17 protein-coding genes are annotated in these 15013 nt (G+C 61.9%); 5 read left to right on the forward strand and 12 right to left on the reverse strand.

Annotation, left to right across the window (positions count from 1 at the left end; all coding sequences use genetic code 11):
- Positions 1–6: 6 nt before the first annotated feature.
- The gene (locus CHC01_RS06905; RefSeq protein WP_089263486.1) at positions 7–258 is read left to right on the forward strand and encodes a hypothetical protein; all 252 of its coding nucleotides are present in this window, start codon (positions 7–9) and stop codon (positions 256–258) included.
- A gap of 5 nt (positions 259–263) precedes the next feature.
- On the opposite strand, the gene CHC01_RS06910 is transcribed toward CHC01_RS06905, so the two are convergent.
- From CHC01_RS06910 to CHC01_RS06920, 3 genes are all read right to left on the reverse strand, one after another.
- A complete protein-coding gene (locus tag CHC01_RS06910; RefSeq protein WP_089263487.1) occupies positions 264–590 on the reverse strand; it encodes a hypothetical protein in 327 nt (108 codons plus the stop codon).
- Positions 591–597: 7 nt separating this feature from the next.
- Entirely contained in the window at positions 598–1266 is a 669-nt protein-coding gene (locus CHC01_RS06915; protein WP_089263488.1) for an MBL fold metallo-hydrolase, read from the reverse strand.
- A 249-nt stretch (positions 1267–1515) separates the two neighbouring features.
- A complete protein-coding gene (locus CHC01_RS06920) occupies positions 1516–2640 on the reverse strand; it encodes a vWA domain-containing protein (RefSeq protein ID WP_089263489.1) in 1125 nt (374 codons plus the stop codon).
- Positions 2641–2788: 148 nt separating this feature from the next.
- On the opposite strand from CHC01_RS06920, the gene CHC01_RS06925 reads away from it, so the two are divergent.
- Positions 2789–3283, forward strand: a complete 495-nt coding sequence (locus CHC01_RS06925) for an MmcB family DNA repair protein (RefSeq protein ID WP_089263490.1) — start codon at positions 2789–2791, stop codon at positions 3281–3283.
- A 14-nt stretch (positions 3284–3297) separates the two neighbouring features.
- On the opposite strand, the gene CHC01_RS06930 is transcribed toward CHC01_RS06925, so the two are convergent.
- Entirely contained in the window at positions 3298–3852 is a 555-nt protein-coding gene (locus tag CHC01_RS06930) for an ActR/PrrA/RegA family redox response regulator transcription factor (protein WP_089263491.1), read from the reverse strand.
- Positions 3853–4066: 214 nt separating this feature from the next.
- Between CHC01_RS06930 and CHC01_RS06935 the strand changes: the two genes are divergently transcribed.
- On the forward strand, positions 4067–5332 hold the full coding sequence (locus tag CHC01_RS06935) for an MFS transporter (protein WP_089263492.1): 1266 nt from the start codon (positions 4067–4069) through the stop codon (positions 5330–5332).
- A gap of 95 nt (positions 5333–5427) precedes the next feature.
- Here CHC01_RS06935 and CHC01_RS06940 read toward each other — a convergent pair whose 3' ends face one another.
- Together CHC01_RS06940 and CHC01_RS06945 are read right to left on the reverse strand one after the other, a co-directional pair.
- Complete coding sequence (locus CHC01_RS06940; protein WP_089263493.1) at positions 5428–5925, reverse strand: VOC family protein; 498 nt, start codon at positions 5923–5925, stop codon at positions 5428–5430.
- A gap of 143 nt (positions 5926–6068) precedes the next feature.
- Positions 6069–6614 (reverse strand): carboxymuconolactone decarboxylase family protein, encoded by a 546-nt coding sequence (locus CHC01_RS06945; protein ID WP_089263494.1) that lies wholly within the window; start codon positions 6612–6614, stop codon positions 6069–6071.
- 172 nt (positions 6615–6786) lie between these two features.
- Between CHC01_RS06945 and CHC01_RS06950 the strand changes: the two genes are divergently transcribed.
- Complete coding sequence (locus CHC01_RS06950) at positions 6787–7971, forward strand: acyl-CoA dehydrogenase family protein (protein ID WP_089263707.1); 1185 nt, start codon at positions 6787–6789, stop codon at positions 7969–7971.
- Positions 7972–8134: 163 nt separating this feature from the next.
- The gene (locus tag CHC01_RS06955) at positions 8135–9271 is read left to right on the forward strand and encodes an acyl-CoA dehydrogenase family protein (RefSeq protein WP_089263495.1); all 1137 of its coding nucleotides are present in this window, start codon (positions 8135–8137) and stop codon (positions 9269–9271) included.
- A gap of 264 nt (positions 9272–9535) precedes the next feature.
- Here the strand turns inward: CHC01_RS06955 and CHC01_RS06960 are convergent, their stop codons facing one another.
- From CHC01_RS06960 to CHC01_RS06985, 6 genes are all read right to left on the reverse strand, one after another.
- Positions 9536–10576, reverse strand: coding sequence for an amino acid ABC transporter substrate-binding protein (locus CHC01_RS06960; protein WP_089263708.1), 1041 nt, complete (start codon positions 10574–10576; stop codon positions 9536–9538).
- Positions 10577–10658: 82 nt separating this feature from the next.
- On the reverse strand, positions 10659–11261 hold the full coding sequence (locus CHC01_RS06965) for a L,D-transpeptidase (protein ID WP_089263709.1): 603 nt from the start codon (positions 11259–11261) through the stop codon (positions 10659–10661).
- Positions 11262–11421: 160 nt separating this feature from the next.
- Positions 11422–11571, reverse strand: a complete 150-nt coding sequence (locus tag CHC01_RS06970) for a DUF2474 domain-containing protein (RefSeq protein ID WP_089263496.1) — start codon at positions 11569–11571, stop codon at positions 11422–11424.
- Positions 11571–12572: a cytochrome d ubiquinol oxidase subunit II gene (gene cydB, locus CHC01_RS06975; RefSeq protein WP_089263497.1), complete on the reverse strand. Its 1002-nt coding sequence runs from the start codon at positions 12570–12572 to the stop codon at positions 11571–11573. Before cydB ends, CHC01_RS06970 begins: the two co-directional genes overlap by 1 nt.
- On the reverse strand, positions 12569–13978 hold the full coding sequence (locus tag CHC01_RS06980) for a cytochrome ubiquinol oxidase subunit I (RefSeq protein WP_089263710.1): 1410 nt from the start codon (positions 13976–13978) through the stop codon (positions 12569–12571). The genes cydB and CHC01_RS06980 overlap by 4 nt, the downstream gene beginning before the upstream one ends.
- 344 nt (positions 13979–14322) lie before the next feature.
- Complete coding sequence (locus CHC01_RS06985) at positions 14323–14934, reverse strand: sigma-70 family RNA polymerase sigma factor (protein ID WP_089263498.1); 612 nt, start codon at positions 14932–14934, stop codon at positions 14323–14325.
- Positions 14935–15013: the final 79 nt, after the last annotated feature.

Raw genomic sequence — 15013 nt, forward strand, 5'->3', positions numbered from 1 at the left:
TACACCATGATGACGAAGCCCGATATCTGGTATGTGGCGTTTGGCCCCGACAAATCCGTGAAGTCCGACACCCGCGCGACAAACGGTGTGCGTACGACCAGGACCTTCAAATCCGAAATCGATGCAAAACTGTTCGCCCGGGAAATCCTGGCCAAAGGCTGGACCGCAACAGCCGGCACACTCAATCCATATCAACCCAAGCGTACCATTGCGGCATCGCAGATCGAAGACTGGGCCGATCCCGCTCGAGCCCACTAATCCGGCTAGATGACTTCGTAGGCGAAAAACAGGATGATTACCGTGATCGCGACGAGGCCTCCCAGAAAGCACTGATCGGCAATCGACTCGCAGCGCTCGCTGAGTTGGCGGTTTTGCGACTTCCGCATCGATGTGTAGGACGCGACCGCGCTGGCGAGGAAGAACAGCGAGGCGATGGCCGAATATTCATCGACCCGGCTGGGGCCGATCTGCGGCTCCATGATCTTGACCAGTCCGATCAGCGTCGCGCAGACGCCGATCATCGTTCCGGAGCTCGGCAGGATGTGCTTGGAAAGCGCTCCTTGCTCCCCGGAGGCCCTGTCGTCACTCATGGCGGGATTACGCCTCGCCGGTGAGGAACGGGTTGGTCATGCGCTCCTGGCCGATGCTGGAGCCGGGGCCATGACCGCAGATGAACCCGACATCGTCGCCGAGCGGGATCAGCTTGGTCGTAATCGAATTAATCAATGTCTCATGGCTGCCGCCGGGGAAGTCGGTCCGTCCGATGGAGCCTGCGAACAGCACGTCGCCGACATGGGCGAATTTCATCGCCTTGCTGTAATACACGACGCTCCCGGGCGAATGACCGGGGCAGTGCAATACGTCGAAGGTCAGACCGCCGACGCTGACGGTGTCGCCTTCATTGAGCCAGCGGTCAGGCATGAAGTTGCGGGTGCCCGTCATGCCGTATTTTGCGCCGCTGTCCTCGACGTGTTCGAGCAGGAACGTATCGGCGACATGCGGGCCGATGATTTCGACCTTCAGCGTTTCGCGCAGCTCGTCGGCACCGCCGACATGGTCGATATGGCCATGGGTCAGCCAGATCTGTTCGACCTTCACATTGGCCTTGGCAATGGCGTCCAGGATCAGTGGCACGTCGCCGCCGGGATCGATCACCACGGCCTGCCGCGTGGCCTCATCCCACAGCAACATGCAGTTCTGCTGAAACAGGGTCACCGGAATGATGGTGCCCCCGGCCTGGGCTTTATGTTTGGTTTCATCTGTCATCGCGCCACAATGCTGATTTTTGCGGGCGAGAAAAGGGGGAATTTGGGCGGCTTCTTTCTTCCCCTCTCCCCCGGGCGCGGCGCAGCCGCGACGGGTGGGAGAGGGTGGATCGAACCGCAGAGCGGTTCGAGACGGGAGAGGGGGCGCTCGCTCAAGGCCCTCTCCCGCCTTCGCTTCGCTCAGGCACCCTCTCCCACGGCGCGCAGCTTCGCTGCGCTGGGGAGGGGGGAGGGAAAGGACGACCGCGTTCTACTTCTTCAACTGCACCTTCAACGTCGCCTCCACCTCGCGATCGAAGGACGACGCCTTGGCCGGCGCCTTGTCGCGCTGGGTCATGAGGTAGGCATCGCGCTTGGCCACCAGCGCGGTCAGCTTGTCGTTCAGCGCCTTGCGATCCTTCATCTGCTTGCCGAGTTCATCGGCGCGCTGCTGCGGTGACAATTTGCGAATGGCCTCAGGCAATTCATCTTCCTTCACGCTGTCGAGTTTCTGCTTGCCGGCGGACACGTCGCTGACGAGGTCGCCGCCGCCGGTGACGGCTTCCGACGACACTTTCGCGCGCTTGTTGATGTAGCTCGCCATATCCGTTGCCGAGGCGGGCGCCGCCGCTGCGACTTCCGAGAGCTGTCGTGTCTTGTTCTCGGTGTGCTTCTGCAGCGCGCGGGGGCCGTAGGGGATCACCGTCTTGTTGATGTCGTTCTGCAGGATGATGATCTCTTCGTCATAGGGTGTCTCGATGATGACGATCTGGCCGCCATCCTGCGGGATTGCGATGAAACGGCCGTCGCCGCGCTGGGCAACGTCGCGCCAGACCTTCTCCGTATCGCGGGCAGCGCCTGCCAGAACAGCGTTGACGATGATGTCCTTCTGCTTCGCGACTTCGAGCGTGGTCGTGTATTTCGTGTCCTGCTGATAATCCATATGCGGCGGTGCGTCGCCGACCAGGAAGACGATACGCCTGACATCGTTACCCTTGGTCCATTGCAGCTTGTTGACGGCGACATCGAGCGCCTCGTTGACGCTTTCCGGCCAGTCGCCGCCACCCTGCGCCCGGACCTGCAGCAGGTTGCCATAGAGATCCTGGATGTCGGTGGTGAGGTCGAAGGTCTTGGTCACGTAGTCGTCGCCGATGTCGCGATAGGCGACGAGGCCCATGCGGATGTCGGCGTCGGGATTACTGTCGAGGATGGTGGTCGCGATCGACCAGATCTTGCGCTTGGCGCCCTCAATCAGGCCGCTCATGGAACCGGTAGTGTCGAGCACGAAGGCGACTTCGACGGTCGGCTTGGCCTGTGCGGAACCGGCGAAAATCGCTTGCGGCAAAGTTGCGGCAGCCGCGAGCAGAACGACGCGACCGAGATGGGCTAAGCTCATGAGATGTCTCCGTAATCCGGGCTGCAGCAATGATTTTCGGCGCACGTCGTCGCTTGCGGAAAACTTGCGTCCGGCTTGCGACAAGCGTGCGGCAGACCGGCGGGAGACGTGATGGGCGGCCCCGCCGAAATCGGCTAAGTTTGTCGCCATGGAATCGAATGCCGTTCACACCCCCGCGCTGATTTTCGATCGCCGCCAGTCGGAGACGGCGTTGGCCATTGCGCGCGGAACCACAAGGCTGCTGCGGTCGCTGGGATTCTCATGCGTCAGCGAATTGCCGCTGCCATCCGGACGGCGTGCGGATCTGGTTGCGCTGAACGAACGCGGCGATGTCTGGATCGTCGAGATCAAGTCATCGATCGAGGATCTGCGGGCTGATCAGAAATGGCCCGAGTATCGCGCGCATTGCGACCGGCTGTTCTTCGCCTTCACGCAGGATCTGCCGTGCGAGATTTTTCCCGCTGACACAGGCCTGATCGTGGCGGATGCCTATGGCGCGCATGTTCATTGCGATGCACCGGAGCACCGGCTGCCGGCGCCGACGCGCAAGGGCATGATGCTGCGCTTCGCGATGACCGCGGCGCACAGACTGAACAGGCTGCACGACCCTCAAGGTCATGCAGCCTGGCCGAACGAAATCTAGCTTTTAAAGAAGGCTCAGCGCGGCGCGCGCTTGGCGAGAATGCGCTGCAGCGTACGGCGATGCATGTTCAGCCGACGAGCGGTCTCCGAGACGTTGCGGTTGCACATCTCATAGATGCGCTGGATGTGCTCCCAGCGCACGCGGTCGGCCGACATCGGGTTGTTCGGCAGTTCGGACTTATCATTGTCGATCGCAAGCAGCGCCGCAACGACATCGTCGGCATCGGCCGGCTTCGACAGATAGTCGACAGCGCCCATCTTCACTGCGGTCACGGCGGTGGCGATGTTGCCATAGCCGGTGAGCACGATGGCGCGCGCATCGGGACGCTGCTGCTTCAGCGCGGACACGACATCGAGGCCGTTGCCGTCACCGAGGCGAAGATCGACCACGGCAAAAGCAGGCGCTGATTTGCTGATCTGGGCGAGACCTTCGGAAACGGAGTCGCAGGATGTGACCGTGAAGCCGCGCGTTTCCATTGCACGCGAAAGACGCTCCAGAAACGGCTTGTCGTCCTCCACGATCAGGAGCGAGCGGTCGGTCTGTTCAGTCACTTCGGCGAGCGCATTCACGGTTCAAAATCCTCCATATCCAATACGATACCATATGGCGCTGCCGAATGCAGCTGCCAAGGGTGTGAAGATTTGAATGGCCTGATTGTGAAGTTAATCCAAAAGCGTTTTGGCCCGTAAAACGGGTGGTTAATTCTAATCACGGTGGTACATCAGCGCGGCGTGTTGTCGCAGAGCAGCATGATGGACGAAACGTAATGAAAGCAGATCCGGAATGGACGCGACTCCGACTGGGCCGAAGAAGCCCGAGGTAAATGACGAGACATCCGCTCGTTACGACGGCTGGCGTATCGTCGGTGTTTGTCTCCTGCTCGCGACATTCGGCTGGGCGCTCGGCTTCTATGGCCAGAGCGTCTATCTCGCGGAACTTCAGCGCGTGCATGGCTGGCCGGCCTCGACCATCGCAACCGCCACCACGTTTTTCTATCTCGTCGGCGCGTTGCTGGTCGCGTTCGTGAGTGAAGCAATGCGTGCGCTCGGGCCGCGCAACTGTTTGCTGGCCGGCGTCGGCGTGATGGCTTTCGCCACCATCCTGCTCGGACAAATCACGTCGCCCTGGCAGCTCTATGCGGTGAATGTGCTGCTCGCATTCGGGTGGGCCGGCACCAGTCTCGGCGCCATCACCAACACGCTCGGTCTGTGGTTCGACAAGAAGCGCGGTATGGCCATCAGCCTTGCGCTGAATGGCGCGAGTTTCGGCGGCATCGTCGGCGTGCCTTTACTGGTCGCGGCGAGCAATGCCTTCGGCTTTGGCGGCGCGACTATCGCAGCAGCGATCGCGATGCTTGTGCTGCTCGTCCCGGTGATCATCATCTTCGTCGGCCATCCGCCGCATCGCGCAGCATCCGCCACACCGGACGGTGTTGCCGCTACGGCCAGCGCGCCATCGTCGACACGCATTCGCGCGGAGGCGATGCGCGACGTGGCGTTCCTGACGCTCACTATTGCCTTCGCGTTCGGATTGTTCGCGCAAGTCGGCTTCATCGTGCACCTGATCTCGTTTCTCGATCCGGTGATCGGCCGCGAGCGCGCGGCGGCCGCGGTATCGCTGCTGACACTGATGGCGGTGGTTGGCCGCGTATTGTTCTCGACAGTGATCGACCGGCTCAATCAGCGACTTGCATCGGCGCTGTCGTTTCTCAGTCAGGCGACGGCGCTTGCGATAATTATCAATTCGCGCAATGAGGCGCTGGTGTTCTTTGCCTGCGCGTTGTTCGGCTTTTCGGTTGGAAATCTGATCACGCTGCCAGCGCTGATCGTGCAGCGCGAATTTGCCGCACGCTCGTTCGGGGTGCTGGTCAGCCTGATCACTGCGGCGACGCAGGTCACTTACGCTTTCGGTCCGGGCATCGTCGGCTGGCTGCGCGATCTTTCGGGCAGTTACGCCGTGCCGTTTTATGTCTGCATGGCGTTGCAGGTGGCCGCGGCAGTGTTGATCATGGTGCGGGGGCGGAAGAGCAAAGCTCTAACCTCATGGTGAGGAGGCGCGTAGCGCCGTTTCGAACCATGAGCTGCTTGGCACATCCTTCGAGACGCCGCGCGAAGGGGCGCGGCTCCTCAGGATGAGGACTGAGTTTATGTCTGCCGCTGCTTCAGCAGCTCCTCAACATCCAGCCGCCTGGTAAACATCGCGATGCCGCCATCGCCATTCCGTGGCCAGTCTGCCTCCGGGCGATCCCAATATAGTTCGACGCCGTTCTGGTCGGGGTCGCGCAGATACAGCGCCTCGCTGACGCCGTGGTCGCTGGCGCCGTCAAGCTGTATGCCGGCCGAGAGCACGCGGTGCAGTGCGTCGGCCAATGCGGTGCGGGTCGGATACAGGATCGCGGTATGGAAAAGGCCTGTGGTGCCGGGCGCCGGCGGCTGGCCGCCTTTGCTCTCCCAGGTATTCAGGCCGATGTGGTGATGGTAATCGCCGGCGGCGATGAAAACGGCCTGATCGCCATAGCGCTGCTTGACCTGAAAACCGAGGACGTCGCGGTAAAAGCCGAGCGCGCGATCAAGATCGGCAACCTTCAGGTGAACATGCCCGATCCGTGTGCCTGCGGGGATCGGCGTGGTGGGGTCGGGCATGTCGAAGCTCCTGAATGGTGTGACGCTCAGGACGATCTAGTCACGCGATCGCAGGATCGGTAGAGCGTCTTCGCGAAACCCATCGTTTCCGGGAATTGGATTGATAGGTCTCGCCGCGCTGTGCCCATCCGAGGGAGCATCGCCTACGCAAGCTCCGAGACCAGCCCGTCCGGCAGGCCGAATTCGTAGGTGTTCAGTGTCATCGAGACCATGGTGTAGTAGCCGCACAGCCCGATGATCTCGACGAGGCCCTGTGCACCCAGCGTCTCGGTGGCTTCGTCATAGAGCGGCTTGGACAGGCCCTGCGCCTCGTGCAGCGACCTGGCGACGTCATAGATCACCCGCGCCTTCTTCTCGCTGAAGCTCGGCGTACGACGGTTCTTGATGTCTTCGATGATGGCGGGATCGAGGCCGCCATCGAGCGCCATCTTCTTGTGCGCATACCATTCGAAATGCGCGGTCCAGTGCCGTGCGGTGACGAGGATCGCCAGCTCGGCATGCGCCGGCGTCAGCGTGGTGTCGTAGCGCAGAAACGCGCCGAGGCGGGTCGCGTGCCGGGCCATGTTCGGGCTGGCGAGCCAGGCCATCATCGGCTCCGGCGGGCGTCCGCGCTTGCTGGCGATCGACTCGTCATAGATGGACTTCTGGTCGGGAGACATTTCGCCAGGCGAAAGCCACTTGAGACGCATGTTGTTTCCTCGCGCGTTTTTGCTCGTTGTCCTTTGGCGATACACCGGAATGGCGAGCCTGACTACTTCCGCTTTGCAGCAGGCCATTGAATTCCACGAAGTGGCGAGTAAGCTTCGCCCAACAACATTGCGGATGCTCGGCATCCCGCGCACAAAACGGATGGAAACGCTGATGTCGGATCTCGATCAATTTCGCAGCGAGACGCGCGCCTGGCTTGAGGCCAATTGCCCGCCAGAGATGCGGAGGCCGATGAGCTCGGACGAGGATACATTCTGGGGCGGACGTAACGCGAAATATTCATCCGAGCCGCAGCGGATCTGGTTCGAACGGATGCGCGACAAGGGCTGGACCGTGCCGCATTGGCCAAAGGAATATGGCGGCGGGGGTCTCGACGGCGAGCAGACCAAGGTCCTGCGGCAGGAGATGGCGGCGATCTCGGCGCGTCTGCCGCTGGTGTCGTTCGGCATTTCCATGCTCGGGCCGGCGCTGCTGAAATATGGCACCGACGCCCAGAAGCAGGAGCATCTGCCGAAGATCGCTGCGGGCCTGATCCGCTGGTGCCAGGGTTATTCCGAACCCAATGCCGGATCCGATCTGGCCTCGTTGCAAACGCGCGCTGAGAGCGACGGCGATGACTATCTCATCACCGGCCAGAAGATCTGGACGTCTTATGCGAACTATGCCGACTGGATCTTCTGCCTGGTGCGTACCGACGCGTCCGGCAAGAAGCATGACGGCATCAGCTTCATCCTGTTCGATATGACGTCGAAAGGTGTCTCGACCAAGCCGATCCTGCTGATCTCCGGCAAGTCGCCCTTCTGCGAAACTTTCTTCGATAGCGTCCGCGTGCCGAAGTCACATGTGCTCGGCACTGTCGATCGCGGCTGGGACGTGGCGAAATATCTGCTGCAGCATGAGCGTGCGATGATCTCTGGCATGGGCGAGCGCGGCGCTGGCCGACCGCTTGGCCAGGTCGCTGCCGACTCCATCGGGGCTGATGCGCAGGGCCGTCTCGACGACGCGATGCTGCGCGGGCAGATCGCAAGTTTCGAAGTCGACGAGGCCGCCCTGGCCTGTGCGGCCGAGCGCGCCGTCGATCTGGCGAAAGCGGGGCAGGCGCATCCGGCGTTTTCGTCGGCGATGAAATATTACGGCACCGAACTCAACAAGCGCCGCCATGAAATCCTGATGTCATCGGGCGGCATCGATGCACTGGAATGGGAAAGCCAGCGCTCGCATGAAGGCGCACGTCCGCGTGCGTGGCTGCGCACCAAGGCGAATTCGATCGAAGGCGGCACCAGCGAAGTGATGCTGGGGATCGTCGCCAAGCGCATTCTGGATTTGCCGGGGGCGTGAATTTCACTCTGCCCTCATCCTGAGGAGTGGCCGAAGGCCGCGTCTCGAAGGATGGTGGTGCACTCCATCTCATGGTTCGAGACGGCGCTTCGCGCCTCCTCACCATGAGGACTGAGCTAGGATCAATTTGGTCGCCAGACCGCCTCATCATTGGATCACACCCATGCCTCTCCTCCTCAACGAAGAACAGACCATGCTGCGCGATAGTGCCCGCGGCTTTATCGGCGACAAGGCGCCGGTCAGTCATTTCCGGCAGCTCCGCGATAGCAAGGATGCGACCGGGTTCTCGCGCGACTATTGGCGCGCGTTTTCCGAGATGGGATTTGCCGGATTGCTGGTGCCGGAAGCGTTCGGCGGCAGCGGGCTCGGCGCCGTCGAAGCCGGCGTCGTGATGGAAGAGATTGGCCGCACACTGATGCCGTCGCCATTCTTCTCCACGACTGTGCTGGGCGTCTCGGCGCTGAATCGGGGCAGCGACGCGCAGAAGTCGGAATATCTGTCGAAGATCGCCAGTGGCACGCTGCTGGCGGCACTGGCCATCGATGAAGGCGCGAAGCATCGCCCGCTGCAGACGGCGATGAAGGCCGCACGCTCCGGCAATGGCTTCAAGCTGAATGGCGCGAAGGCATTTGTCGTCGATGGTCACACCGCCGATCTCCTGATCGTCGCAGCGCGCAGTGCAGGCGCGCCGGGTGAGCGGGACGGCCTCACGCTGTTTCTGGTCGATCCGAAGGCCAAGGGTATCGCGCTCGAGCGCACCGCTATGGTGGATTCGCACAATGCAGCGCGGATCACGTTCGAGAATGTCGAAGTGACTGCCGACAGCGTGCTTGGCGATGTCGATCAGGGCGGCGCATTGCTGGACAGCGTGCTGAATATCGGCCGCGGCGCCGTCGCGGCGGAGATGGTCGGCCTGTCAGACGAAGTGTTCGGCCGCACCGTGACCTATCTCAAGGAGCGCAAGCAGTTCGGCAAACTGATCGGTGAATTCCAGGCGCTGCAGCATCGCGCCGCGCATCTCTATACCGAGATCGAAGTCACCCGCGCGGCCGTGCTGAAGGCGCTGCAACTGATCGACGACGGCGCGCCGACGGCGCCGGCTGCGATTGCCGTCGCCAAGGCCAAGGCCGGCACCACGGCGACGCTCGCGGTGCAGGAAGGCGTGCAGATGCATGGCGGCATGGGCATGACCGACCAGTTCGACATCGGCTTCTTCATGAAGCGCGCGCGGGTCTGCCAGGAATTGCTGGGGGACAGCAATTATCACGCGGACCAACTGGCGCGGCTGAAGAATTATTGAGGGGCTCTCTTAAACTCTCCCCGCGCTTTGCGGGGAGAGGTCGGCGCGTAGCGCCGGGTGAGGGGCATGGCAGGCGCGCGCCTCATCGGCAGTTCATCGGATCGCTCCGATGATGGGCGCCGAAGCTTCCCGTGGAATTCTTTGCTTCGAGAGTGTGAGATTGGCGCCGGCCCTGTGCCATGCCCCTCACCCGCCCCGGCGTCGCTGCGCTCTGCCGGGTCGACCTCTCCCCGCAAAAGCGGGGAGAGGTTAGAAAGAAGCAGCCTACCTAATCGGCGGCGCATATTGAATGCCGCCGGCGTTCCAGATCTGGTTCAACCCGCGCGGAATCTTCAGCTTCGAGCCTTCGCCGATATTGCGGTCATAGACTTCGCCGTAATTGCCGACATGGCGGATGATGCGGGCGGCCCAGTCCTTCGAGAGGCTGAGGTCTTCGCCATAAGCGCCTTCGGTGCCGACCAGACGCATCACGTCGGGCTTCTTGGACTTCAGGGCTTCGTCGATGTTCTTCGAGGTGATGCCAAGCTCTTCGGCATTGATCATCGCATAGAGCGTCCACTTCACGATCATCATCCAGTCGTCGTCACGCTGGCGCACCACGGGGGCCAGCGGCTCCTTGGAGATGACGTCAGGCAGGATCAGGTGATCGTCGGGCTTGCCCATGGTCAGGCGCAGCGCATAGAGCTGCGAGGCGTCCGCCGTGAAGGTGTCGCACTGGCCGGAATTATAGGCCTTGAGGACTTCGTCCAGCTTTGGAAACTTCACTTCGGTATATTTGATGTTGTTGCTGCGGAAGTAGTCCGCGAGATTCAGCACCGTCGTGGTGCCGTCCTGGACGCAGACCTTGCTGCCATCGAGTTCCAGCGCGGAATCGATCTTGCGGGACTTCGGCACCATGAAGCCCTGGCCGTCATAATAGGAGACGGCCGGGAAATAGAGATCGTAATTGGTTTCGCGCGACATGCTCCAGGTGGAATTGCGCGACAGGATATCGACCTTGCGGCTCTGCAGCTCCTTGAAGCGGTCTGACGCGTCGAGCGGAACGAAGGTCACCTTCTTCGGATCGTTGAAGATCGCGGCGGCAACGGCGCGGCAGAAGTCGACGTCGAAGCCGGTCCAGGTGCCCTGCGCATCCGGGGACGAGAAGCCGGGCAGGCCGGTATTGACGCCGCAGAGTACAGCATCACGTTTGACGGTGCGCTTCAGCGTCTTGGTGTCGTAGCGCTCATAGGTGATCGCAGCCGCAGCCACTGCAGTGGCAACCACCAGGCCGATGGCCAGCCCGGTCGTGAAAGTCCGCTTCATCCCCATGCGAAGTCCGCCCCGTCGTCAGAGAAAAATATGTCAGAGAAAAACTGGATCGAAGAGCTGCGCGGCGAGGCGCAGATCAGATTTCAGGCTTCTGGCGCACGATGACCTTGGTGCCCACCGGGATCCTCTCATAGAGGTCGGCGACATCCGCATTGACCAGCCGGAAGCAGCCGGACGATACGGCGGTGCCGATGGTGTCGGGCCGGTTGGTGCCGTGGATGCGATAGACGGTGGCGCCGAGATAGAGCGCGCGGGCGCCGAGCGGATTGCCGGGGCCGCCGGCCATAAAGCGCGGCAGATAGGGCTGACGCGCGATCATTTCCGGCGGCGGCGTCCAGTCCGGCCATTCCGCCTTGCGCGAGATCTTCAAGAGGCCCTGCCACTGGAAGCCGTCGCGGCCGACGCCGATGCCGTAACGCAGCGCGCGACCATTGCCCTGCACCACATAGAGATGGCGCTCTGAGGTCGCGATGATGATGGTGCCCGGTGCCTCGGTGGTGCGGTACAGCACCATCTGCTTCTGGAATTCCGGTTCAAGCTGAACGGAGTCGTCGGCAATCAGCCCGGGCTCGTCGCCGACATCCGGGCGCGGTTGCTGGGCGAGGCCTTGCGTGATCGACAACATCAGGCTGGCTGCGGCGACGAGCTGAAAGCCAAGCAGGCGGCGGATGTTGATCATCGCAGGCATCTCCGGTTTCGCGTCTGATATTCTGTATCATCCCAGCCAAATCACGGGAACCATGAAATCAGCGGGCATGGCGACGGTCCGCGCGCGGACGTCGTGAGTCGCCGGCATATTTGCCGTCCGCGGGTGACGATTTGATTAAAGGTCACCGCGTCTATTTCGGTGCGATCCACAGTCGCAGCACGTAGCTGACGAGGGTCACACTGGCGACGCCGCCCAGCCACAGCGCAACAAACCACAACAGGCGCTGCATCAGCGGGCGCTTGCCCAAAGAGCCGGGCTTTTGCTGCGACGCAGGTGTCATCAGTGATAGCCCGCGCCGGCGCGAACCTTGCCGCGAAACACGTAATAGGCCCAGGCGGTGTAGCCGAGGATGATGGGAACCAGCACGGCGACACCATAGCTCATGAAATGCAGGCTGTTGTCGGGGGACGCGGCCTGCCAGATGGTGATGCTGCGCGGCACGATATAAGGCCACATGCTGATGCCCAATCCGGCATAGGACAATGCGAACAGCGCCAGCGACAGGAAGAACGGCCGGTAATCCTGTTTGGCCGCGAGGCTTCGCATCAAGAGCGCTGTGATGGCAGCAACTGCAATCGGCACCGGCGCCGTCAGGATGATGTTGGGCCAGGCGAACCAGCGCCGCGCATATTCGGCATCCAGAAATGGCGTCGCGATGCTGACGAGGCCGATGGCGGCGAGCATGGCGAATAGCAGCCACCAGCTCAGCCGATAGGCCTGATCGCGCAACGCGCCTTCGGTCTTCAGCACGAGCCAGGTGGCGCCGAGCAGACCGTAGCCGGCCATCAGTGCGAGTCCGGTCAGGACGCTGAACGGTGTCAACCAGTCCCACCAGCCGCCGCCATAGTGGCGACCATTGACGACGATGCCTTGCAGGATCGCGCCTAGCGCCACACCCTGCGCCAGCGTGGCCATCAGCGATCCGCCCGCAAAGGCAATGTCCCACAGATTTCGCTCGCGCGTGGTGCGCCAGCGGAATTCGAAAGCGACGCCGCGAAACACGAGGCCGAGCAGCATCACAATCATCGGCGTATAGAGCGCCGGCATCAGCACCGCATAGGCCAGCGGAAACGCCGCCATCAGCCCTCCGCCGCCGAGCACCAGCCAGGTCTCGTTGCCGTCCCAGACCGGGGCGACCGAGTTCATCATGACGTCACGGTCTTCCTTCTTCGGGAAGAGTGGAAACAGCATGCCGAGGCCGAGATCGAAGCCGTCCATCACGACATAGACGAAGACGGCAAAGGCGATGATGAAGGCCCAGACGACCGCGATATCGATCATGATGCACGCCCCGATGCGGTTGCACCCACAGCCGGGGTAATGCCCGCCGCGCGACTCGGGACAGTGCCGGCCGGGCCTTGCTCATCATGATGGGGCGGCACGGCCATGAGCCGGAGCAGATAGATCGTGCCGGCGGCGAAGACCAGGAAATAGACGATGGCGAAGGCGATCAGCGACGACGCAACGGCTGGCGCCGCCAGCGGCGAAACCGAATCGCTGGTCCGCAGCAGGCCGAACACCGTGAACGGCTGCCGCCCCGTTTCGGTCGTCACCCAGCCGGCCAGCACGGCGATGAATCCCGCCGGGCCCATCGCGAGCGCAAAGCTGTGAAGCAAACGCGACTCATAGAACTTGCCGCGGAAGCGCATGAAGAGGCTCAGCAGTCCCAGCCCCAGCATCAGGAATCCGATGCCAACCATGATACGGAACGACCAGAAGGTCACCGGCACCGGCGGCCAGTTTTCGCGCGGAACAGTATCAAGCCCGGCCATCGGCGCGATCAGATCGTGCTTCAGGATCAGCGATCCGAGCTTGGGGATTTCAATGGCGTAGTTCACTTTGCCTTCGGCCTGACTCGGGATGCCAAACAGGATTAGCGGTGCGCCATGGGGATGGCTTTCGAAATGGCCTTCCATGGCCATGATCTTGGTTGGCTGGTGCTCGAGCGTGTTGAGGCCGTGCTGATCGCCGGCGAGGATCTGCAGCGGCGCGACCAGCGTCGCCATCCACATCGCCATGGAAAACATCACGCGCGGGCCGGGCAGGCGCGTATCCTTGAGCAGATGCCAGGCGCCGACCGCGCCTACCACGAAAGCCGTGGTGAGATAGGCCGCCAGCACCATATGCACGAGACGATACGGGAAGGACGGATTGAAAATCACCTTCCACCAGTCGGCCGCAACGAACTGGCCGGCAGCATTGATGCTGTAGCCGGCCGGCGTCTGCATCCAGGAATTCGCCGAGAGAATCCAGAACGCCGAAAACAACGTGCCGATCGCGACCATCAGCGTAGCGAAGAAATGCAGCCTTGGACCGACGCGCTTCAGTCCGAACAGCATGACGCCGAGAAAGCCAGCCTCAAGGAAGAAGGCGGTGAGGACTTCATAGGCCATCAGCGGGCCGATGATCGGTCCTGCCTTGTCGGAGAAGGCCGACCAATTGGTGCCGAACTGGTAGGACATCACGATGCCCGAGACCACGCCCATGCCGAAGGCCACGGCGAAGATCTTGAGCCAGTAATTGAACAGGTTGAGGAAGACCTCGCGTCCGGTCCACAGCCAGAGCGCTTCGAGCACCGCGAGATAGCTCGCTAGCCCGATGGAGAATGCGGGAAAGATGATGTGAAATGACATCGTGAACGCAAATTGCGCTCGGGCTAGTATGACAGGGTCAAAGCCTTCGAACATCTGCATCCGTCCATGTGTAGTCTGGACGTGTTCTATCATGCAGAGCGCGCGGGCGAAACTGCGCGAGGTCTTTGTTAGTTGGCCGCCCGGATTCGGCAACGTCTTGAAAAGGCTGTCCATCTGCCCACATTGGCGTTCGCCGTCGGACTCGTAGACAATTTGTCCAATTTTGTCAGATGTATTGCGCAGGTCGATGCGGAAGTTCGTGCGTCCGCCGACGATGACAAAGCCCTAGCTCCAAACAGAATACGACCCGGAAGGGGGCATCCCGTCCGGGTCGCTGGAGGTGGGGAGGTTTACGTGAACTGACGTCTGGAACGTTGGAGCAAAAGGAACGCGGCAGATTACGCTGCGATGCTGTCGATGCCGGCGGTCTTCAGGAGATCGGCGAGCTGCTTGCGGGCGTAGAACATGCGGGTCTTCACCGTCGACGCGGGGATGCCGATCAGGCCGGCGACCTCTTCCACTGACTTCTCATGATAGTAGACGAGGTTGACGATCTCGCGATGCGCCGGCGACAGCTTGGCGACACAGGCGCGAAGAATGGCGCTGGTGCGGCTGCGATCAAGCGACGCCTCAGGTGTATCGGCCTGGTCGGCGATTTCCACGACATCGTCCTGGTCGATGTCTTCATATTTACGCTGGCGCAGCGCGGTCAGTGCCTTGAAGCGTGCGATCGACAACAGCCAGGTGGAGACCTGCGAGCGGCCTTCGAATTGGCTGGCGGTCCGCCACACGTCGAGGAATACCTGACTGACCAGATCTTCCGCCGCCGACGTGTCGCGCAGCATGCGGAGAACGAAGCGATAGACCCGCACATTGTGTCGGGCATAAAGCGTGTGCATCGCTGTGCGGTCGCCGCTGGCGATATTCTCCAGCAGCATCTCATCCGAGGTGGCGCGGGCCGTAATGATACCCTGCTGACCGGCGGCATTGAGGGCGATGACGTTCTGCATGACTAACTCCCGTAAGAGACCGCGTAGCGGCTTCGTTGGGAGGATTGTTAAGGAGCCCCGGTTTCAGGGCGTCTGCTTC

The organism is Tardiphaga sp. OK246, from assembly GCF_900188215.1.
Classification (GTDB): domain Bacteria; phylum Pseudomonadota; class Alphaproteobacteria; order Rhizobiales; family Xanthobacteraceae; genus Tardiphaga; species Tardiphaga robiniae.

Excerpts from the sequence above, each read along its gene's own strand:
- CHC01_RS06970 (WP_089263496.1), bottom strand. The coding sequence starts at position 11,571 with ATGACACCTGCGTCGCAGCAAAAGCCCGGCTCTTTGGGCAAGCGCCCG.
- CHC01_RS06905 (WP_089263486.1), top strand. The coding sequence starts at position 7 with ATGATGACGAAGCCCGATATCTGGTATGTGGCGTTTGGCCCCGACAAA.
- CHC01_RS06950 (WP_089263707.1), top strand. The coding sequence starts at position 6,787 with ATGTCGGATCTCGATCAATTTCGCAGCGAGACGCGCGCCTGGCTTGAG.
- CHC01_RS06980 (WP_089263710.1), bottom strand. The coding sequence starts at position 13,978 with ATGTTCGAAGGCTTTGACCCTGTCATACTAGCCCGAGCGCAATTTGCG.
- CHC01_RS06925 (WP_089263490.1), top strand. The coding sequence starts at position 2,789 with ATGGAATCGAATGCCGTTCACACCCCCGCGCTGATTTTCGATCGCCGC.
- CHC01_RS06910 (WP_089263487.1), bottom strand. The coding sequence starts at position 590 with ATGAGTGACGACAGGGCCTCCGGGGAGCAAGGAGCGCTTTCCAAGCAC.
- CHC01_RS06945 (WP_089263494.1), bottom strand. The coding sequence starts at position 6,614 with ATGCGTCTCAAGTGGCTTTCGCCTGGCGAAATGTCTCCCGACCAGAAG.
- cydB (WP_089263497.1), bottom strand. The coding sequence starts at position 12,572 with ATGATCGATATCGCGGTCGTCTGGGCCTTCATCATCGCCTTTGCCGTC.
- CHC01_RS06940 (WP_089263493.1), bottom strand. The coding sequence starts at position 5,925 with ATGCCCGACCCCACCACGCCGATCCCCGCAGGCACACGGATCGGGCAT.
- CHC01_RS06960 (WP_089263708.1), bottom strand. The coding sequence starts at position 10,576 with ATGAAGCGGACTTTCACGACCGGGCTGGCCATCGGCCTGGTGGTTGCC.
- CHC01_RS06915 (WP_089263488.1), bottom strand. The coding sequence starts at position 1,266 with ATGACAGATGAAACCAAACATAAAGCCCAGGCCGGGGGCACCATCATT.
- CHC01_RS06985 (WP_089263498.1), bottom strand. The coding sequence starts at position 14,934 with ATGCAGAACGTCATCGCCCTCAATGCCGCCGGTCAGCAGGGTATCATT.
- CHC01_RS06965 (WP_089263709.1), bottom strand. The coding sequence starts at position 11,261 with ATGATCAACATCCGCCGCCTGCTTGGCTTTCAGCTCGTCGCCGCAGCC.
- CHC01_RS06935 (WP_089263492.1), top strand. The coding sequence starts at position 4,067 with ATGGACGCGACTCCGACTGGGCCGAAGAAGCCCGAGGTAAATGACGAG.
- CHC01_RS06955 (WP_089263495.1), top strand. The coding sequence starts at position 8,135 with ATGCCTCTCCTCCTCAACGAAGAACAGACCATGCTGCGCGATAGTGCC.
- CHC01_RS06920 (WP_089263489.1), bottom strand. The coding sequence starts at position 2,640 with ATGAGCTTAGCCCATCTCGGTCGCGTCGTTCTGCTCGCGGCTGCCGCA.